Here is an 18,489-nt window from a genome sequence, read left to right on the forward strand (position 1 = left end):
AGGGCCCGTGACGGACGTCAGGGGCGGTAGACCTCGCCCGGCTCCGCCCTGCCGGGCGCCAGCAGCTGGGGCACCGTCACGAAGACGTAGCCGCGCTCCTTCAGGGCGTCGACGACGCCGGGCACGGCGGGCACGGTGCCGGGGTAGATGTCGTGCAGCAGGATGATCCCGTCCCGCGACGACTGTTCGAGGACGCGCTTCGTGATGAGCGCCGAGTCGTTGGTCATGTAGTCCTTGGCGGTCACGCTCCACAGCACCTCCGCCATGCCCATCTCCTTCGTGATCTTGTGCACGTCGGAGTCGGTACGGCCCTGCGGCGGGCGCATCAGTGTGGGCCGGCGCCCGATGAGCCGCTCGATCGCGTCGTTCGGGCGCTTCAGTTCGTCCCGTATCTGCGCGTCGGAGATCTCGGTGAGGATCCTGTGGTCCCAGGTGTGGCTCGCCACCTCGTGACCCTCGGCCGCCATCCGCCTGACCAGCTGCGGGTACTTCTCGATGTGGTTCTTGCCGAGCAGGAAGAACGTGGCCGGGACCTTCTTCTCCTTGAGGATGTCGAGCAGCCGCGCCGAGTTCTCGCTGGGGCCCGCGTCGAAGGTGAGCGCGATGCACTTGGCCTCGCGGCAGTCGACGGTCCCGAGCTTCGCCGGTGCCCCCTTCGCCGCGGCGGCCCGCGCGGTGCTCGGCGAGATCGCGTCGACCTGGGCGCAGCCGGACAGCGTGAGGGCCAGGGCGGCGGCCGCCGAGGCGAGCGCGGCGGGGCGCAACCTTCGGGTGCTCGCGCGCATCTTCCGGGAGGCACGCTTCGTCGTCGGGATCGTGTCGGTCCAAAGAGGCATGCCAGGACTATACATGTGGTGTATAACCAAATCTTTACCGAGGCGCCTCGGTCCGCACGGTCGTAGCACCATGGAGGGGTAGGGGGCTGCGCGGAGGAGGACCAGTCATGCGCTTCCGGGACCGTGCCGAGGCCGGGCGGGAACTGGCCGGACTGCTGGTGGACCTGTGCGCGCGGGAGTCCCTCGCCGACCCCCTCGTGCTCGCGCTGCCCCGGGGCGGCATCGCCGTCGCCGAGCCGGTCGCCCGCGCCCTCGGCGCCCCGCTGGACGTGCTCGTCGTCCGCAAGATCGGCGCGCCGCACCACCAGGAGTTCGCCGTCGGCGCGCTCGCCGCGGACGACCCGCCGCTCTTCGACGCCGCCACCCTCGACATGCTCGGTCTGACCGAGGAGTACATGGCCCCGGCGGTCGAACGCGAGCGGCGGGAACTGCGCCGCCGCGAGGAGCGCTACCGCGCGGGCCGCCCGCCCCCCGACCCGGCCGGACGCACGGTGATCGTGGTCGACGACGGGCTGGCCACCGGCGCCACCGCCCGCGCGGCCCTGCGCCACGTCCGCCGCCGCGGGCCCGCCCACCTCGTCCTCGCCGTACCCGTCGGCGCCCCCGACTCGGTCCAGTCGCTCACCGGCGAGGCCGACACGGTCGTCTGCCCGCACCGGCCGGCCGGCTTCGCCGCGGTGGGGCAGTGGTACGAGGACTTCGAGCAGCTCACCGACGCGCAGGTGCTGGCCGCGCTGCACGCGCACTGAACAGCCCCTCGCTCGTCCCGGTCCCCGCCTCTCGGCAACGTCCCCGTGCACACCAGTAGGAGTGGATCGGTACGCGGAGTAACTTGGAGGCCATGACGCGCACGGGGGAGCGAGCCGTCACGACGCGGTTACGGATGCCGTCCTGGATCGCCCGCATCGAGGCGCCGGACGGACAGGTGCTCGGTGCGGGGGTGCTGCTCGCCCCGGACCGCGTGCTCACCGCCGCGCACGTCGTCGCGCCCGGCCGCCGCTACGCCGTCCGCCTGGTCGCGGTGCCCGGCCTGGACGCCGTACCCGCCACCGTCCGCGAGGACGAGCACGTGCCGCAGCGCGAGGACGGCCTCGGCGATCGCAGCGGCGACCTCGCCCTGCTCCGCCTGGACCGACGCCTGCCCGACGGCCACACCACCCGGCTCCACCGGCTCGCCGTGCCGTACGGGGAGGTGAGCATGTACGGCTTCCCGGACGGCGACGACGGCGGCCGCTGGCACGGCGCCACGCTGGAAGCCGCCCGGGGCCGCGACAGCCAGGTGCAACTGCGCCCGCGGACCCCCGGCGAGCTGGCCGCACCCGGCTTCAGCGGCGGCCCGGTGGTCGACCACGCGACCGGCCGGGTCATCGGCATCGTCCTCAGCGTGGACGAGGGAACCCCCTCCGCCTTCAGCTACATGAGCCCCACCGAGACCATCCTCAGCCATCTGCCGCAGGTCGCCGCCTGGACCGACGGCGCCGAGGCCGTCGACCCCCGGCTGCGCACCGGCGCCCAGGACACGCCCGGCGCGCTCGACGTGCCGTTCGCCACCGAACTCGCCTCCTGGTTCCGCGGCGAGGGCTGGCCGGTGCTGGTCACCGTCGTCCCCGAGCGCGGCGACCGCGACTGGACCCTGGGCCGGGCCGTCACGCTCGCCGACCGGGAGCTGCGCACCGACCGGAACACCAGCGTCTTCAGCCAGGACCCGCCCGAGACCGTGCCGCCGGCCGGCGCCCACGATCTCGCCCTGGACGCGGGCGGGCTCACGGCCGCCGAGGTCATGGACCGCGTCGCCGCCCGGCTCGGCATCCGCGACGACCCCCGGCCCGAACGGCTCGGCGGGCTGCACGTCCCGCTCGCCGCGGTCCTGGTCGGCGTCGACCGGGCCGCCGAACCCGCCGCCCTGCTCGGCCTGTTGGACCGGCTCGCCCGCCAGGGGGCCCGGCTGCTGCTGGTCTTCCGCCGCGAGGGGAAGCACGCCGAACACGCCACCGAGCTGCTCGTGAACCGCCCGCTGCGCGACCGCTGGGTCCGGCTGCACGGCGAACTCGACAGGATCGTCGAGGAGTTGGGCCCGGCCCTGGACGGGCTCCGGGACCGGGTGCTGCCCGGCCCCGGCGCCCGGCGGCTGGTCGAGCAGGCCGAGGGCGGCCTGCGGCGCACCCGGATGCTGCGCGCGTGGGTCGCCCACACCCCGCAGAGCGAGCGCGAACCCGGCCGCGCCGGGCAGCTGTTCGCGTTCGAGGACGCCGCCGAGCGCCGCCGCCGACGTCTGGAACAGGCCATCGGCCACCTCGACACCCGCCTCCACCGCCGCGAGGAACTCCTCGGCCGGGTCAGCGCCGAGTGGCCCCTGTGCCGCCGGCGCGCCGCGACGGCGGCGGAGACGGCCGGTACCTCGGGGGCGGTCGGTGCGCGGGCCGAGTCCGGCGACCCGGTCATGGAGGCGTACCTGCGCTACGAGGACGCGCTCTCCGTGCTGCGGCACACACCGTGCGACATCGAGTGCGCCGAGGCGGCCGTCGAACGGTTCATCACGTTCTGCTCACCGCCCGCGTCGGGGAGCCCGGCGAGGCCGGGGGACACCCCGCCCCCGCCACCGGACGGCTCCCACCCCCAGGACCGGGGCGCGAGACCGGGCCGCCCGGGACCGGACGACCAGGATGCCGCGCACGGCAGTTCGGGCGGTGCCCGTGCCGGTGCCGGAGGCACGGTGACGGCACACGGGAACCCGGCCGGCCCGCCCGGCGACCCGGGGCCGGTGCCCGGCCGCCCGACCACCGGGGTTCCCGGGGGTGGGCCCCCGGCCGCCGCGCGGGGCGACGGCGACCCCGGGATTCCGGGGCCGGCGCTCCGTGTCCCCCGCTCCGGAGAGGAGAGCACGTCGTGATCTCATGCGTCCGGCCCGGCTGTGCGGGGCACATCATGGGGACCGGCTACTGCGACACCTGCGGGCACCGGCACGTCGAGGCGCCCGGCGAGCCGCCCGCGCGGGCCGTGCGACCGGTGCCGTCCGCCGCCGAGGAGAGCGCCGGTCCGCCCGCCGTGCACGCGGTCGCCGGGGTCGGGGAACTCGACCCGCACGGCCTGGTCGTCCTGCCGGAGGTCCCCGTACCGGACGACGTGCTCGTGGCCGACCCCCGCCCGCCCACCGGCGGCCGCCGCTGCGGAGCGAACGGCTGCACCATGACCGTCGGCCTCGGCTACGGCGGCCAGCCCGCCCGCGCCACCGGCCGCTGCCCCCGCTGCGGCACGCCGTACTCCTTCCTGCCCCAGCTGGACAAGGGCGACGTGGTCGCCGGTCACTACCGGGTCCTCGGCTGTCTCGCCCGCGGCGGCCTCGGCTGGATCCATCTCGCCGAGGACACCCGCGCCGACGGCCACCGGGTCGTCCTCAAGGGCCGGATCGACGTCCACGACACCCTCGCCCGCCTGGGCGCCGTCGAGGAGCGCCGCTCGCTGACCGCCCTGCACCACCCCGACATCGTCCGCATCATCACCTACGCCGACCACCGCGCCCCCGGCCGCCCGCCCACCGGCTACCTGGTCATGGACTACATCGGCGGCCGCTCCCTCCAGCAGCTCTTCGACGCCGACGACGCCGAGCGGATCTTCCACGGCCGCCCCCGCCTCGACCACGTCCTCACCTACGGCTGCAAGATCCTCGGCGCCCTCCAGTACATGCACGAACGCGGGCTGCTGTACTGCGACATGAAGCCGGCCAACGTCATCCACTTCGGCCGGGCGGTCAAGGTCATCGACCTCGGCGCGGTCCGCGCGATCGGCGACCGCACCTCCGCCTACGTCCACACGGCCGGCTTCGCCCCGCCCAAGGAGGAGATCGACCGGCGCGGCTGGCACGTCGACAGCGACCTCTACACCGTCGGCATGACCCTCCAGGCCCTGCACCGCGCCGCCGAACCGGCCCGCGGGCTCGCCTCCGCCTCCTTCCGCCGGATCGTCGACCGCGCCACCCACCCCGAACCCGCCGCCCGCTTCCGCTCGGCCGCCGAGATGTCCCGCCAACTGTGGGAGGTGCTGCGGGAGTTCCGCTCGCTCCAGTTCGGCGAGCAGCTGCCGGAGAGCTCCACCCGGTTCCGCGCCGCCGGCGCCAGCCTCGACGCGGGGCTCGGCGCGATCCCGGCCCTGGACCACTGGACCGCACGCCCCGGCGCACGGCCCGGACCACTGGGCGTCGCCCCGCCCTGCGCCGCCGAGGTCGCCGGCGCCCTCCCGGAGCCGGTGCCCGACCCCGACGACGGCGCCGCCCTGCTGCTGGACACGTTCTCGCCCGACGCCCCCGACGAGGTCGCCCTGGCCTGGTCCCGCGAAGCCCGGCTCGGCACCCCCGAGACCGCGCTGTGGCTGTGCCGCGCCTACCTCAGACGCGGCGAGCAGCGGCAGGCCGAGAGCTGGCTCGCCGAGGCCGAGACCCAGCTCGGCGAGCGCGCCGCCGCCCACGACTGGCGCATCGCCTGGCACCGCGGCGTCCTGCGTCTCAGCCGGGGCGAAGTCGCCGAGGCCGGGAACCACTTCGACACCGTGTACGGCGCACTGCCCGGCGAGTACGTCCCCAAACTGGCCCTCGGCTACTGCTCGGAGCACGCGGCAGCCGTACCGGAAGCGGAAGCCGGAGCACCCGAAGGGGCGGAGCCAGGGGCCGATGACGAGGCCGTGCGGGTCCGCCGGCAGTGCCTCGCCCGCGCCATGCTGTTCTACGAGGCCGTGTGGAAACGGGACTTCGCGCACACCGCCGCCGCGTTCGGGCTGGCCCGCTGCCATCTGTCCCGCGGCGACCGGGACGCGGCCGTCCACGTCCTCGACGACGTCCCGGCCACCTCCCGCCACCACGACACCGCCCGGATCGCGGCGGTACGCGTCCGCGCCGGGCTCCTGCGCGTCGGCCCGCCCTCACCGGCCGACCTGGCCGACGCCGCCCGGCGGCTGCCCGAGCTGCGCCTGGACGGCGGCGCCGCCGACGGCGAGTCCCGGGCCCGGCTGGCCGCCGAGGTCCGCGAGCACGCCCTGTACGGCCGGCCGGAGCCGGGCTGGGGCGAGACGTGCGCCGGGGACGTCCTCGGGCCCGGCGACGAGGACGGCCTGCGCGCCCTGCTGGAGCACTCCTTCCGGCAGCTGGCCGCGCAGGCCCGTACCGCCGCGCAGCACGGCCGGCTCCTCGACCTGGCCCACGCGGTCCGCCCGACGACCACCTTCTGACCACCACGTGGGGGACGACGATGACCGTGCCCGGACCGATCGAGGTGACGCTCGCGGTCGGCCAGCAGAAGGAACTGCCCGCCGCCCCGCCCACGGCCGGGAGCTCTGCCGGCCGGGAGATGCACGCGATCCTGGAGATCGGCGTCAGCAGCCACGGCGCGGCGGGGCTCGCCGCCGGCCCCGGGGCGGGGCCCGCGCTCGCCGAGGTGCTGATCGTCGACACCTCCCGCTCCATGCTCCACCCGGCCGCCAAGCTGCACGCCGCGAAGGACGCCACCGTCGCCGCGGTCCGGCTGCTGCCCGACGGCACGCCCTTCGCCGTGCTCTCCGGGCGGTTCCGGGCCGGGGTGGTCCATCCCGGGCCCGGCGGCCCGCCGATGGCGGTCGCCGGGCCCGCCGAACGCGACGCCGCCGAGCGGGCCGTACGGATCCTGGACGCGGACGGCGGCACCGCCATCGGCACCTGGCTCGACCTCGCCCGCCGGCTGCTGACGCGGCAGAGCGCCCCGGTCAAGCACGTCCTGCTGCTGACCGACGGGCGCAACGAGCACGACCACCGGGCCGCCATGACCCTGCAGACCGCGCTGGACGCGTGCGAGGGCCGGTTCGTCTGCGACGCCTGGGGCATCGGCGACGACTGGGACGCCGAGCTGCTGCTGCGCATCACCCGGCGGCTGCACGGCCGGGCCGGAGCGGTCCGCGACGCGTCCGAACTGACCGCGGCCTACGAGGAGTTGATGCGGGACCTGCTCGGCACGGCGGTACCCGAACTGCGCATCAGACTGACCCCCACCCCCGGCACGGTGATCCGCAGGGTCACCCAGGTGGTGCCGAACGAGCAGGAGCTGACCGCCGTCCCGGCCGCCGGCTCCGGCGGCCGCGGCACCGAGTACGTCACCCGGGCCTGGGGCGACGAAGTACGGCACTTCCAGGCCGTCCTGAGCGCCGACCCGACCGGCCGCGAGACCGGCGAGGACCTCCAGCTCGCCGCCGTGGAGGTCGTCGTGCCCGAGGCCGGGCGCCCGCTGCGGCTGCCCCCGCCGAGGCCCGTCCTGGTGCGCTGGACCGACAACCCGCTCGACGCCTCCCGGCAGCATCCCGGGGTGCGCCGGCGTGAGCTGTACCGGCAGGTGGAGGGCGCCGTCGCCGAGGCCTACCGAGCGTGGCTGCGCGGCAGCGAGGGCCGGGCGGCGGCGGACCGTGCGCTGGCGCGGGTGCTGGCGGTGGCCGGCGAGCTGGACGACGCCCAGCTGGTGGGCGCGCTGCGGCGCATCGAGGAGAGGGGAGAGGGCGGGGCCGGGCCGGGCACGGGCCGGGTCCGCAGCGGCCTGAAGGACGTGGACTGGCAGCACCTGATCCTCTCCAGTGCGCTGACGACCCCGCCCGAGCCGCACGCCCCCGGCCCGCCGCCCGGCGCCGGCCTCGCGCCGGAGGGCGGCCCCGGGCCCGGGGGCCTCGTCGAGTGCCCGGAGTGCGGGTGGCTCGGCCCGGCCGACTCCGCCTACTGCGGAGGCGACTGCGGCCGGCCCCTGCGGGGATCCCCCTCATGACCCCGGCGTCCGTGCCCCTCACGCCCCCGCACGACACCGGCCGCCCCGGTGCGGCCGGCAGCGCCACGGCGCACGACCTCGCCGTACGCCATCGTCTGCTGCTGGCCCTGTCGGGACTGCTGACGCTGTGTCTGTTCCTGTCGTACGAAGGGGTGCACGGGAACGCGGATCCCCTGCGTACCGCCAGTGCGCCGGCCGTGCTGTCCCTCGACACGGCCCTGTACGCGCTCGACCAGGCCCAGCGGGACGCCGGTGCGGCGGCGCCGACCAGCGACTTCCAGAAGCAGATCTCGGTCGCCGCGCAGAGTCTCGCGGCCGCCGCCGGGGACGACGTCGGCGGGCCGGCGGGCCGGCAGGCCCTGCAGACCGTCGCCGGGCTGATCACCGTGTACGCAGTCAAGGTCCAGCAGGCCCAACTCCAGCCCGCCGACAGCGTGTTGCGCGAGGCCTACCTGAGCTACGCCACCAGCGTCCTGACGGACGAGGGCTCCGGCATCCAGGCCCGGCTGACGGCGCTGCGCGCCCAGCTGCGTGCCACGGTGCACCGCCAGACCGGCTTCGGGCCGCTGCTGTGGTGCGGCTGGACCATGACCCTGCTGCTGACCCTCGTGCTCGCCGCGGCCCTGCTGGAGACCCAGCTGTTCCTGCGCCGCCGCTTCCGCCGCCGGTTCAACCGCGGGCTCCTCGCGGCGGGCGGCCTGCTCGTGGCCTGGGTGGTCACCGCGCTGCTGTTCACCGCGTGGACACACCGGGGCATGGCGCACACCCGCGCCCTGCTCGACCGCCCGCTGTCCGGACCGCTCATCACCGACGCGGGGCGGCACACCGCCTCGTACCTCGCCCACACCGGCTTCCGCGCGTCGGCGGCGGTGTGGATCCTGATCGGAGGCATCCTGCTCATGGCCCTCGCCGAGACGGGACTGCGGCGGCACATCGACGACTACCGGTTCAGGCCCCGGTGAGCGCCCCGCACACCGGCCCCACGCCGGCCACCGCCCCCGCGCCCGCCGGCGCTCCCGGCGCCGCCCCGCGCCGCCGACGGGTGCGCACCCTCACCGTGCTGGCGGGCTGCCTCGTCCTGCTGGCGGCGGGCCTCGTCGCCGGCATCCGCGCCCTCGGGCAGGAGCCGACCGTCACCCTGCTGGCGAACTGGACCGGCACGGACGAGCGCAACTTCCGCGAGACGGTCCTCGACCCGTTCGCGCGCACGCACCACATCCACGTCGACTACCAGGGCAGCTCCGCCGAGAGCCAGGTGCTCGGCGCCGACGTCGAGGCCGGCACCCCGCCCGACGTGGTGGTGCTGACCGGGCCCGGCGAACTGGCCGACTACGCCCGGCAGGGACAGCTGAAGCCGCTCGACGGCCTGCTGCCCCGGTCCGGCTTCGGCGCGTCCTGGACCACGCCGCTGGACGGGCACGTCTACTGGTTCCCGCTCAAGGCCGACCTGAAGAGCATCGTCTGGTATCCGGGCGGCCTGAGCGCGCAGCAACGCGCCGCGGCCGCGCGGCAGCCCGGGCAGTGGTGCCTCGGCATGGGCTCCGGGGCGACCAGCGGCTGGCCCGGCACCGACTGGATCGAGGACATCCTGCTCCAGCAGTACGGCCCGGACGCCTACCAGCGCTGGGCGCGCGGTGAACTGCCCTGGCGGTCCGCGCAGGTGCAGGGGGCCTGGACGGCCTGGGGCCGCCTCGTCGGCGCGGGCGGGGACCCGGCCCTGGTGCGCCGGGCGCTGAAGACGCCGTACCAGGACGCGGCCGGGCCGGTCACCCGCACCCCGCGCGGCTGCACGCTGGAGCACCAGGCGTCCTTCATCCGCAACCAGGACTTCTGGAACCGGGCCGACGGGCGGTACGAGCCCTCCGCCCGGCTGATCCCCGGGGCGCGGGCCGAGGACGCCTGGGAGGTCTCCGGCGACCTGGTCGCCCTGCTGCACGACACCTCACCGGCCCGCACCCTGATCGGCTACCTCGCCTCGGCCGACGCCCAACGCGCCTGGAACGCCCGGGAGTCGGGCTTCTCGGTCAGCCCCGACGCCCAGCCCGCCCCCGCCGCCCGGGGCGCCGACTGGCACCGGACCCTGGCCGCGACCCTCCTCGACGACCGTGCGGTGCACTGCTTCGACGCCTCCGACGCGATGCCGCCCTCGGTGCGCGACGCCTTCGCCGAGGCGACGATCGAGTACCTCGCCCACCCCGGCCACCTCGGCACCCTGCTGAAGGACCTGGACTCCCTGCGCCTGACCCACGGCCTGACCTGGCTCCAGTCGGTGTGCGACCACGCCGGTGCACCTGTCGGCCGGGAGACGCCCTGAAGACGGGCCGCGACCACTCGATCGAGGGATGTGTCCGGGATTCGGTTTACGGCCGTCGTACGGCGCTGAGCAGCCCCCCGGCGGCTCAACGCCGTACGGCAGTGGAGAGGGGGACGTTGCGGGCCGCTCGTGGTGGCTCGCAACGTCCCCCTGGCATCGACCTGAGGGAGGCTCAGGTGCCCGGTTTCCCGGTCACGAGGTGACCTGCGCGGTCACGAGGTCCGAGAAGGTGGCCAGCCGGGTGTAGACACCCGGGTAGCCGGCCTCCGCGCACCCCTCTCCCCAGGAAGTGATCCCTGCCAGGACGCCCCCGATGAGCAGGGGACCGCCGCTGTCGCCCTGGCAGGTGTCTGTGCCGCCGGACGCGTATCCGGCGCAAACCATGTCGGACTGGACGAAGTCCGAACCGTAGGAGCTCTTGCAGCTGGAGTCGGCCACGAGCGGGACGGTCGCGGTCCGCAGCTGGTTGGAGGAGCTGCCGTTCTCCGAGGTGGTGCCCCAGCCGAGGATGCGGGCCGAGGCACCGGCCCCGTACACCCCGGTGTCCGAGGCGGACACGTACTTCGCCGCGGTGTACGGCATCGACGTCGACAGGGTCAGCACGGACACGTCGTTGCCCTGCGTGGCGTCCGTGTAGTTCGGGTTGGTCCAGATCTTGCTGACGTTGCTGACCGTGCCGTCGGTGCCGTTCAGGAAGGTCCGGCCGCCGACCACCCGGACGCTGCTCGCCGACTCGCCGGCCATGCAGTGCGCGGCCGTGACGACCTTGTTGGCGGCCACCAGGGTGCCGCCGCAGAACTGGTTGCCGGAGGCGTCCGTGATCTGCATGACGAACGGGTACGCCGCCGTCGTGGTGGTCGTACCGCCGACGATGGGCTGCGGGGCCGCGCTCGCCGTGGGGGAGGCGAGCAGCGTGGTCGCCGCGGCGGCGGCACAGGCCACCGTGATCGCGGCGGTCTTTCTGGCACGTCTGAGCCCGAACATGAGTCTCCTCAGTGGGGGTTGCACCGGTGGGGGGTCGCACGGGCGGGGTGTACGGGGTTCGCGGGACCGGACCCCGTGTGCCCGGGCGAGCGGCACGCCCTTTACGCTAGGACCCGGATCCGTCGGCTCCCAATGAGGGAACCCCCTAGCGGGTGGGGTGAGGGAAAACCCTCGGTCGGCATCAGTTAACCGGCCACGTCGTCACTTCGCGCGGTGAGCCGCCGCCAATCGGACGATGTCGACCCGCGATCGGATCCCCAGTTTGCGGTAGACCCGGGTCAGGGTCGCCTCCACCGTCTTGACGCTGATGAACAGCCGGGCGGCGATCTCCCGGTTGGTGGCGCCCTCCATGACCAGCGCGGCGACCTGACGCTCCATCGCGGCCAGCACGCCGAGCGCGTCCAGGGCGTCCGCCGCGGCCGGCACCGGTTCCGGCTCGGGGGCGGTCATGGCCTCGTCCACCTGACGCAGCCAGGGCAGCGCCCGGCAGCGGCGGAACATCCGGGTGGCCTCGTCGAAGCCCGCCGGCTGGCGCCGCGCCGCGGCCCCCTCCGCGCCGCCGGCGCCCCCTGGGCCGCCCGTGCTCCGCGTCCCCGCCGGGCCGCCCGCCCCGCCCGCTCCCCGCGCCGTGCCTCCTGAGCCTCCTGTGGCGCCCGCGCCGCCCGCGGGGCGCCGCGGCCGCAGCCGGGCCAGGGCGAACGCGGCCCGCGCCTCCTCCAGTCCGTAGCCGAGCTTGCCGAGCCGGTCCTGAGCGGACGTCAGCTGGGCCGTCGCCGCCTCCAGGTCGCCCCGGGCGGCCCGCACCAGCGCCTCGGAGCGGTCCAGGACGGCGAGGACGCTCTCCCGGCCGAGCCTGAGGGCGTGCTCGCGGCTCACGTCGATGACGTCCTGCGCCTCCGCCGGCTCACCGGTTCGGACCAGTGCCTCGGCGAGGTCGCCCTGCCAGCGGCCGCGCGCCGGGTCGGTGATGCCGAGCCCCAGCTCCAGCCGGCGCACTCGGCGCAGCGAGCGCACCGTGCCGGCCGGGTCCCCGGCCACCAACTGGGCGTACCCGAGGGCGCCCAGCGCCCGGGAGAGATACATCTGGTCGCCGTCCTCCTCCGCGTGCTGCACCGCCTCCCGGGCGAGCGCGAGCGCCCGGTCCACGTCGCCGCCGGAGGCCTCCGCGAGCGAGGTCAGCATCGCCGAGGCGGTCTCGCCGATCCCGGAGTCCCGGGCCAGGCGCAGGCTGTCGCGGGCCAGCTCCAGGGCGCGCCCGCAGTGCCCGGCGCGCAGCTCGGTCTCGGCGAGGCCGCGCAGGAAGTGCACCTCGCTCTCCACCGAGCCGCGCCGGCGCACCTCGCGCAGCAGCGCGGTGACCGTCGCTCGCGCCTCCACCAGCTGGTCGCCCATGACCAGCCAGCGGAACCGGGCGCTGAGCGCCCCGTTGTGGTGCCAGGTCACCCGGGGGTCCTGCGGCTCCTTCAGGGCCCGCTGGATGGTGCGGGGGGCCTCCGGATGGCCCATCAGGGTCTCGGTCTGCGCCTGGAAGGCGAGCGCGAGCAGTTCGGTGCGCCGTTCCCGGCCGCGCGCGGCCAGCTCGGCGGCGTGCGCGGCGGCCTCGCGGGCCTCGGTGAAGTCGCCCGCCACGATCAGCGCCCGCCAGGCCAGCTGGTAGTGGACCAGGGCCAGCAGCCGGGGGTCGTCGCCGGCGTCGGCGAGGGCCTGCGGGAAGACGGCGTCCACCTCGGCCATGGTGTGCCCGGCGCTGTCGATGACGATCATCCAGGCCCGCACCCGGTCGGCGGGCACGGCCGCCCGGGCGAGCACCTCGCGGGCGATGTCCCGGGCCAGGTCGATCTCGCCCGCGGTGATGGCGTCCTCGGCGGCCTGGAGCCGGCGCTCCTCCTGGCGCGGCGCGCCGTCCGCCGGGGTGTGCCGGGCGGCGAGCAGTCCCAGCTGAGCCGCGACCGAGGGGGCGCCCCGGTCCCGGGCGAGGGCGGCGGCCTCGGCGAGCCGGGCGGCCACCTCCGGGTCGGCGCCCACGGTGGCCAGCGCCAGGTGCCGGGCCCGCTCGATCGGGTCGGAGGCGGCCGTGGACAGCGCCGCGTGCGCCGCGCGCCGCTCGGGGGCGGGCGCCTCGGCGTACAGCGCGGCGGAGATCAGCGGGTGCGCGAACCGTACGGCGGGGGCGTCGGGTTCGGTGGCCAGCAGCCCCAGCTCGGCGGCCTGGGCGCATTCGGCCTCGGCGTGGGGCCGGCCCGCCGCGTGCAGCAGGGCCGGGGTGGGTCTCGCACCGGCGCTGGCCACCAGCAGGGTGCGCCGGGCCTCCACGGAGAGCATGTCCAGGCGGCTGAGGACCAGGGCGCGCAGGCTGGTCGGCACCGGCAGCGGCTCGCCCGGCCGGGGCGGGGTGGGGCTCTCGGCGAGGGCGCGGCCGAGCTCCAGGGCGAACAGCGGGTTGCCGCCGGAGGTGCGGTGGATCTCGCGGACGGTGGAGCGGGGCAGGTGGCCGTGGCCCCGGTGGTCGAGCAGCTGGGCGACCTGGGCGCGGGTCAGCGCGCCCAGCCGGACGGCGAGGGTGTCCGGCGGGCAGGCCCGCAGATGCCGGTCGTACTCCTGGCTCCCGGTGCCCTCGGTGCGTACCGCGCACAGGAGTTGGACCGGGGTGCCCTCCAGGCGCCGCGCGGCGAAGCCGAGCAGTTCGGCGCTGGCCGGATCCAGCCACTGCAGGTCGTCGGCGACCACGAGGACCCCGCCGCGTGCGGCGAGCGCGCGCAGCGCGGAGAGCACGGCGAGGCGCAGGGCGAGGCCGTCGCGCTGGAGGCTGGACTCGCCGCGGCCGGTGAGGGCCGACTCCAGGGCGGTGCGCTGGGCGGCCGGCAGCCGCGGCGAGACGTCGTCGAGGACCAGCCCGAGGAGGTCGGCCAGGGCCAGGAAGGGAAGATGGGATTCGGACTCGGTGGCCGAGCAGCGCAGGACCGTGTGCGCGGTGGCGCCGTATTCCTCGACCAATGCCCGCAGGACGGTCGATTTCCCTATTCCCGCGGGACCGTGGAGCAGCACACTGCCGCCCGAGGCGAGCTGGTCCCGGGCGCCGGTGAACAGCTCCTCGCGGCCGATGACCAGGTCGGGACGGCACTTGGCAGGCTCCTGGAAGTCCCGTCGCACGGTCACCGCTCCCCTCGTGTGGCGTGTCCGGGCCAAATTCTAGGCAACGATCGCTGAAATTCGGCCGGAAGACGTCGTGAGGGAAATAACAGAAGGGCAAGCTCGGGGAAAATCAAGGCCGTTCCCATTGAATAGGAAGGTTTGTTTACTGCTGTCGCGGCCGCCCGTGCCGGGCTACGGCAGCAGCCCCGCCCTGCGGGCCGCGGTCACCGCCTCCCCTCGTGTGTGGGCGCCGAGCTTCCGCATCGCCGAACGCAGATAGCCCTTCACCGTCTCCGGACGCAGCCCCAGCCGCTCGGCCACGGCCGCGTTGGTGGCCCCCGCCGCCACCCAGGACAGCACGTCGAGTTCGCGCGGCGCCAGAGTCGCGCCGCCGGCCGGGCGCGATGCCGTCAACAGCCCGCAGGCGTCCAGCAGTTCCGCCCGCAGCCCGGGGTCCGGGATCCGGGGCGCGAGCGCGCGCAGCGCCGCGTGCGCCTCGCGCACCTGCTCCCAGGCCGCGCCCCGGCCGGCCACGGCCGGCTCCGCGCGTGCCGCGGCCAGCAGCTCCCGCGCCTCGTCCCGCACCACCAGCGCCTGCTCCACGTCCCGGGCGGCGGCCATGGCCGCGCCCAGCGTGCGGTCACCGAGCGGCTGGACCGAGCGCAGCGCGCCGTACAGCACCCCGCGCACCCGGCGCCGTACCACCACCGGCACGGCGACGACCGAGCGGATGCCCTCGGCGGCCACCTGGACGTCGTACTCGTGGCTGATCTGCCGGGAGCTGGAGTAGTCCGTCACCGCGCACGGCCGGGCCAGCGCCACCGCCTTGCCGCCGAGCCCGTTGCCGGACGTCACCGCGAGCGCGCGCAGGGCCGCCGTGTGCGTACCGCTCAGCTCGCTGATCCGGATCTGCGGCCGCCCCGACTCCAGCAGCCCGCCGAAGGCCACCGGGAGCCCCGTCGTCCGGCGCAGCCGGGCCAGCGCGCCACCGATCTCCACTGCCCCCGCCGCGTCCGCCGTCACCTGGTCCGTCCTTCCGGCCGTCCACACCCCCGTTCGGGGGTGGTGAGACCTGCATCACGGATTAGACGATGCCAGAGAGCCGCCCGGCAATGGTCCGGAACAGCAAGGAGTTATGTGATGAGCACGGTGACTGAGGTGTTCCGCGACGCCCGGGACTTCCTTCTGGCGCACCGCGAGGACTATGCCACCGCCTGCGAGGGCTTCGCCTGGCCGCGGCCCGCGCACTTCAACTGGGCGCTGGACTGGTTCGACGTGATCGCCGCCGGCAACGACCGGACCGCGCTGCACATCGTCGAGGAGGACGGCGGCGAGACGGAACTGTCCTTCGCCGAGATGGCCGAGCGCTCGAACCGGGTCGCGAACCACCTGCGCGCGCGGGGCGTCGCCGCCGAGGACCGCATCCTGGTCATGCTCGGCAACCAGGCCGAGCTGTGGGAGACGGCGCTGGCCGCGATGAAGCTGCGCGCGGTCGTCATCCCGGCCACCCCGCTGCTCGGCCCGGCCGACCTGCGTGACCGCGTGGACCGGGGCCGGGTCAGGCACGTGATCGCACGGGCCGAGGACGCCGCCAAGTTCGCCGAGGTGCCCGGCGGTTACACGCGGATCGCGGTCGGCGGAGCCGTCGGGGAAACGGCCGGGGCGGACTGGGCGGCGTACGAGGACGCGTACGACGCGCCCGCCGCGTTCGAGCCCGACGGCCCGACCCTGGCCGACGACCCGCTGATGCTGTACTTCACCTCCGGTACGACCGCCCGCCCCAAGCTGGTCGAGCACACCCACACCTCGTACCCGATCGGGCACCTGGCGACCATGTACTGGATCGGCCTGAAACCCGGCGACGTGCACCTGAACATCTCCTCGCCCGGCTGGGCCAAGCACGCCTGGTCCAACCTGTTCGCGCCGTGGAACGCCGAGGCGACCGTGTTCATCCACAACTACACGCGCTTCGACGCGACCCGGCTGATGGCCGAGATGGACCGGCACGGGGTGACCTCCTTCTGCGCCCCGCCGACGGTGTGGCGGATGCTGATCCAGGCCGACCTCGGCCGGCTGCGCACCCCGCCCCGCGAGGTGGTGGCCGCCGGGGAGCCGCTGAACCCCGAGGTGATCGAGCAGGTCCGGCGGGCCTGGGGCGTCACCGTCCGGGACGGCTTCGGGCAGACCGAGACCGCCGTGCAGGTCTCCAACAGCCCCGGACAGGCCCTCAAGACCGGCTCCATGGGCCGCCCGAGCCCCGGATACCGCGTCGAACTGCTCGATCCGGTCTCGGGCGCCCCCGGCGCCGCCGAAGGCGAGATCGCCCTCGACCTGTCCGAGCGCCCCGTCGGCCTGATGACCGGCTACCACGGCGACCCGGACCGTACGGCCGAGGCGATGGCGGGCGGCTACTACCGCACCGGCGACATCGCCGCCCGCGACGCGGACGGCTACCTCACCTACGTCGGCCGCGCGGACGACGTCTTCAAGGCCTCCGACTACAAGATCAGCCCGTTCGAGCTGGAGAGCGCGCTGCTGGAGCACGAGGCGGTGGCCGAGGCGGCCGTCGTGCCCGCCCCGGACGAGCTGCGGCTCGCCGTGCCGAAGGCGTACGTCGTCCTCGCCGAGGGCTACGAGGCGGGCCCGGACACCGCGAAGGCCGTCTTCGAGCACTCCCGCCAGGTGCTCGCCCCCTACAAGCGCATCCGCAGGCTGGAGTTCGGCGCCCTGCCCAAGACGGTCTCCGGCAAGATCCGCCGCATCGAGCTGCGCGAGGCGACGGCCGAGGGCTCCGCGAACGAGTACCGCGAGGAGGACTTCCGGTGACCGCCCAGCCGTCCCAGCCACCTCAGCCGTCTGCGCAGTCGTACACGCACGGCACGGGCACCACCGCCCTGCTCGGCGACACCGTCGGCGCCAACCTCGACCGGGCCGTGGCCGCCTGGCCGGACCGCGAGGCGCTGGTCGACGTGCCCTCGGGGCGGCGCTGGACGTACGCCCGGTTCGGCGCGGCCGTCGAGGAGCTGGCGCAGGCGCTGGTGGCCGCCGGGGTCGTCAAGGGCGACCGGGTGGGCATCTGGGCGGTCAACTGCCCGGAGTGGGTCCTGGTGCAGTACGCCACCGCCCGCATCGGCGCGGTCATGGTGAACATCAACCCGGCCTACCGCACCCACGAGGTCGAGTACGTCCTGCGTCAGGCCGGGGTCTGCCTGCTCTTCGCCTCCCTCGGCCACAAGACCAGCGACTACCGGGCGATGGTGGAGGAGGTCCGGGGCCGGTGCCCCGAGCTGCGCGAGACCGTGTACATCGGCGACCCGAGCTGGGAGGCGCTGCTCGCGCGGGGCACCGGCGACGCCCCGTACGCGGAGCTGTCCTGCGACGACCCCATCAACATCCAGTACACCTCGGGCACGACCGGCTTCCCGAAGGGCGCCACCCTCTCCCACCACAACATCCTCAACAACGGCTATTTCGTGGGCGAGTCGATCTCCTACACCGAGCAGGACCGGATCTGCATCCCCGTGCCCTTCTACCACTGCTTCGGCATGGTCATGGGCAACCTCGCGGCCACCTCGCACGGCGCCTGCATCGTCATCCCGGCGCCGTCCTTCGAACCGGGGGCCACGCTGGCGGCGGTGCAGCGGGAGCGCTGCACGTCCCTGTACGGCGTGCCGACCATGTTCATCGCGGAACTGAACCTCCCGGACTTCGCTTCGTACGACCTCTCCACCCTCCGCACCGGCATCATGGCGGGCTCGCCGTGCCCGGTGGAGGTGATGAAGCGGGTCGTCGCCGAGATGCACATGGCCGAGGTCTCCATCTGCTACGGCATGACCGAGACCTCTCCCGTCTCGCTCCAGACCCGCGTCGAGGACGACCTCGAACACCGCACCGCCACCGTCGGACGCGTCCTGCCCCACCTGGAGGTGAAGATCGTCGACCCGGCCACGGGGGTCACTCAACCCCGGGGCACGGCCGGTGAGCTGTGCACCCGCGGCTACAGCGTGATGCTCGGCTACTGGAACGAGCCCGAGAAGACCGCCGAGGCCGTCGACGCGGGCCGCTGGATGCACACCGGGGACCTGGCGACGATGCGCGAGGACGGGTACGTCGAGATCGTCGGCCGCATCAAGGACATGATCATCCGGGGCGGCGAGAACATCTACCCGCGCGAGATCGAGGAGTTCCTTTACGCCCATCCGCGGATCAAGGACGTCCAGGTCGTCGGGGTGCCGCACGAGAAGTACGGCGAGGAGGTGCTCGCCTGCGTCATCCCGCAGGACCCCGCGGACCCGCTCACCCTGGCGGACCTGCGCGACTTCTGCGAGGGCCGGCTCGCCCACTACAAGGTCCCGAGCCGGCTCCGGCTCCTCGACTCCTTCCCGATGACGGTGTCCGGGAAGGTGCGCAAGATCGAACTGCGGGAGACCTACGGCGGCTGAGCCGGGGCCGGCCG

At 74.9% G+C, this 18,489-nt stretch carries 12 protein-coding genes; 8 read left to right on the forward strand and 4 right to left on the reverse strand.

All coding sequences use genetic code 11. The features are described from left to right. Positions 1 to 17: 17 nt before the first annotated feature. Complete coding sequence (locus AC4OXY_RS36155) at positions 18 to 785, reverse strand: polysaccharide deacetylase family protein (protein WP_356035341.1); 768 nt, start codon at positions 783 to 785, stop codon at positions 18 to 20. A 158-nt stretch (positions 786 to 943) separates the two neighbouring features. On the opposite strand from AC4OXY_RS36155, the gene AC4OXY_RS36160 reads away from it, so the two are divergent. The 6 genes from AC4OXY_RS36160 to AC4OXY_RS36185 all read left to right on the forward strand — a co-directional run bounded on the left by AC4OXY_RS36160 (position 944) and on the right by AC4OXY_RS36185 (position 9,917). Next, positions 944 to 1,585, forward strand: coding sequence for a phosphoribosyltransferase (locus AC4OXY_RS36160; RefSeq protein WP_356035285.1), 642 nt, complete (start codon positions 944 to 946; stop codon positions 1,583 to 1,585). Between the two features lie 92 nt (positions 1,586 to 1,677). Continuing rightward, complete coding sequence (locus AC4OXY_RS36165) at positions 1,678 to 3,726, forward strand: S1 family peptidase (protein WP_491991715.1); 2,049 nt, start codon at positions 1,678 to 1,680, stop codon at positions 3,724 to 3,726. Further along, positions 3,723 to 6,053: a tetratricopeptide repeat protein gene (locus AC4OXY_RS36170; protein ID WP_491991716.1), complete on the forward strand. Its 2,331-nt coding sequence runs from the start codon at positions 3,723 to 3,725 to the stop codon at positions 6,051 to 6,053. Before AC4OXY_RS36165 ends, AC4OXY_RS36170 begins: the two co-directional genes overlap by 4 nt. Before the next feature lie 20 nt (positions 6,054 to 6,073). Further along, positions 6,074 to 7,603 carry a VWA domain-containing protein gene (locus AC4OXY_RS36175; RefSeq protein ID WP_362821212.1) on the forward strand — a complete coding sequence of 510 codons (1,530 nt, stop codon included), beginning with the start codon at positions 6,074 to 6,076 and terminating at the stop codon, positions 7,601 to 7,603. After that, positions 7,600 to 8,565, forward strand: coding sequence for a GlnX family signal transduction membrane protein (locus tag AC4OXY_RS36180; protein WP_491991717.1), 966 nt, complete (start codon positions 7,600 to 7,602; stop codon positions 8,563 to 8,565). The genes AC4OXY_RS36175 and AC4OXY_RS36180 overlap by 4 nt, the downstream gene beginning before the upstream one ends. Then, positions 8,562 to 9,917 (forward strand): extracellular solute-binding protein, encoded by a 1,356-nt coding sequence (locus AC4OXY_RS36185; RefSeq protein ID WP_491991718.1) that lies wholly within the window; start codon positions 8,562 to 8,564, stop codon positions 9,915 to 9,917. Before AC4OXY_RS36180 ends, AC4OXY_RS36185 begins: the two co-directional genes overlap by 4 nt. 192 nt (positions 9,918 to 10,109) lie before the next feature. Here AC4OXY_RS36185 and AC4OXY_RS36190 read toward each other — a convergent pair whose 3' ends face one another. The 3 genes from AC4OXY_RS36190 to AC4OXY_RS36200 all read right to left on the reverse strand — a co-directional run bounded on the left by AC4OXY_RS36190 (position 10,110) and on the right by AC4OXY_RS36200 (position 15,056). After that, a complete protein-coding gene (locus tag AC4OXY_RS36190; RefSeq protein ID WP_356035269.1) occupies positions 10,110 to 10,901 on the reverse strand; it encodes a S1 family peptidase in 792 nt (263 codons plus the stop codon). Between the two features lie 201 nt (positions 10,902 to 11,102). Continuing rightward, a complete protein-coding gene (locus AC4OXY_RS36195; RefSeq protein ID WP_491991719.1) occupies positions 11,103 to 14,057 on the reverse strand; it encodes a helix-turn-helix transcriptional regulator in 2,955 nt (984 codons plus the stop codon). Positions 14,058 to 14,225: 168 nt separating this feature from the next. Then, positions 14,226 to 15,056, reverse strand: a complete 831-nt coding sequence (locus AC4OXY_RS36200) for a helix-turn-helix transcriptional regulator (RefSeq protein ID WP_356035265.1) — start codon at positions 15,054 to 15,056, stop codon at positions 14,226 to 14,228. Positions 15,057 to 15,173: 117 nt separating this feature from the next. Between AC4OXY_RS36200 and AC4OXY_RS36205 the strand changes: the two genes are divergently transcribed. Together AC4OXY_RS36205 and AC4OXY_RS36210 are read left to right on the forward strand one after the other, a co-directional pair. After that, positions 15,174 to 16,859 carry an AMP-binding protein gene (locus AC4OXY_RS36205; RefSeq protein WP_491991720.1) on the forward strand — a complete coding sequence of 562 codons (1,686 nt, stop codon included), beginning with the start codon at positions 15,174 to 15,176 and terminating at the stop codon, positions 16,857 to 16,859. Continuing rightward, entirely contained in the window at positions 16,856 to 18,475 is a 1,620-nt protein-coding gene (locus AC4OXY_RS36210; RefSeq protein WP_491991721.1) for an AMP-binding protein, read from the forward strand. The genes AC4OXY_RS36205 and AC4OXY_RS36210 overlap by 4 nt, the downstream gene beginning before the upstream one ends. The last annotated feature ends 14 nt before the right edge of the window (positions 18,476 to 18,489 follow it).

It is taken from the genome of Streptomyces sp. HUAS MG56, from assembly GCF_058673395.1.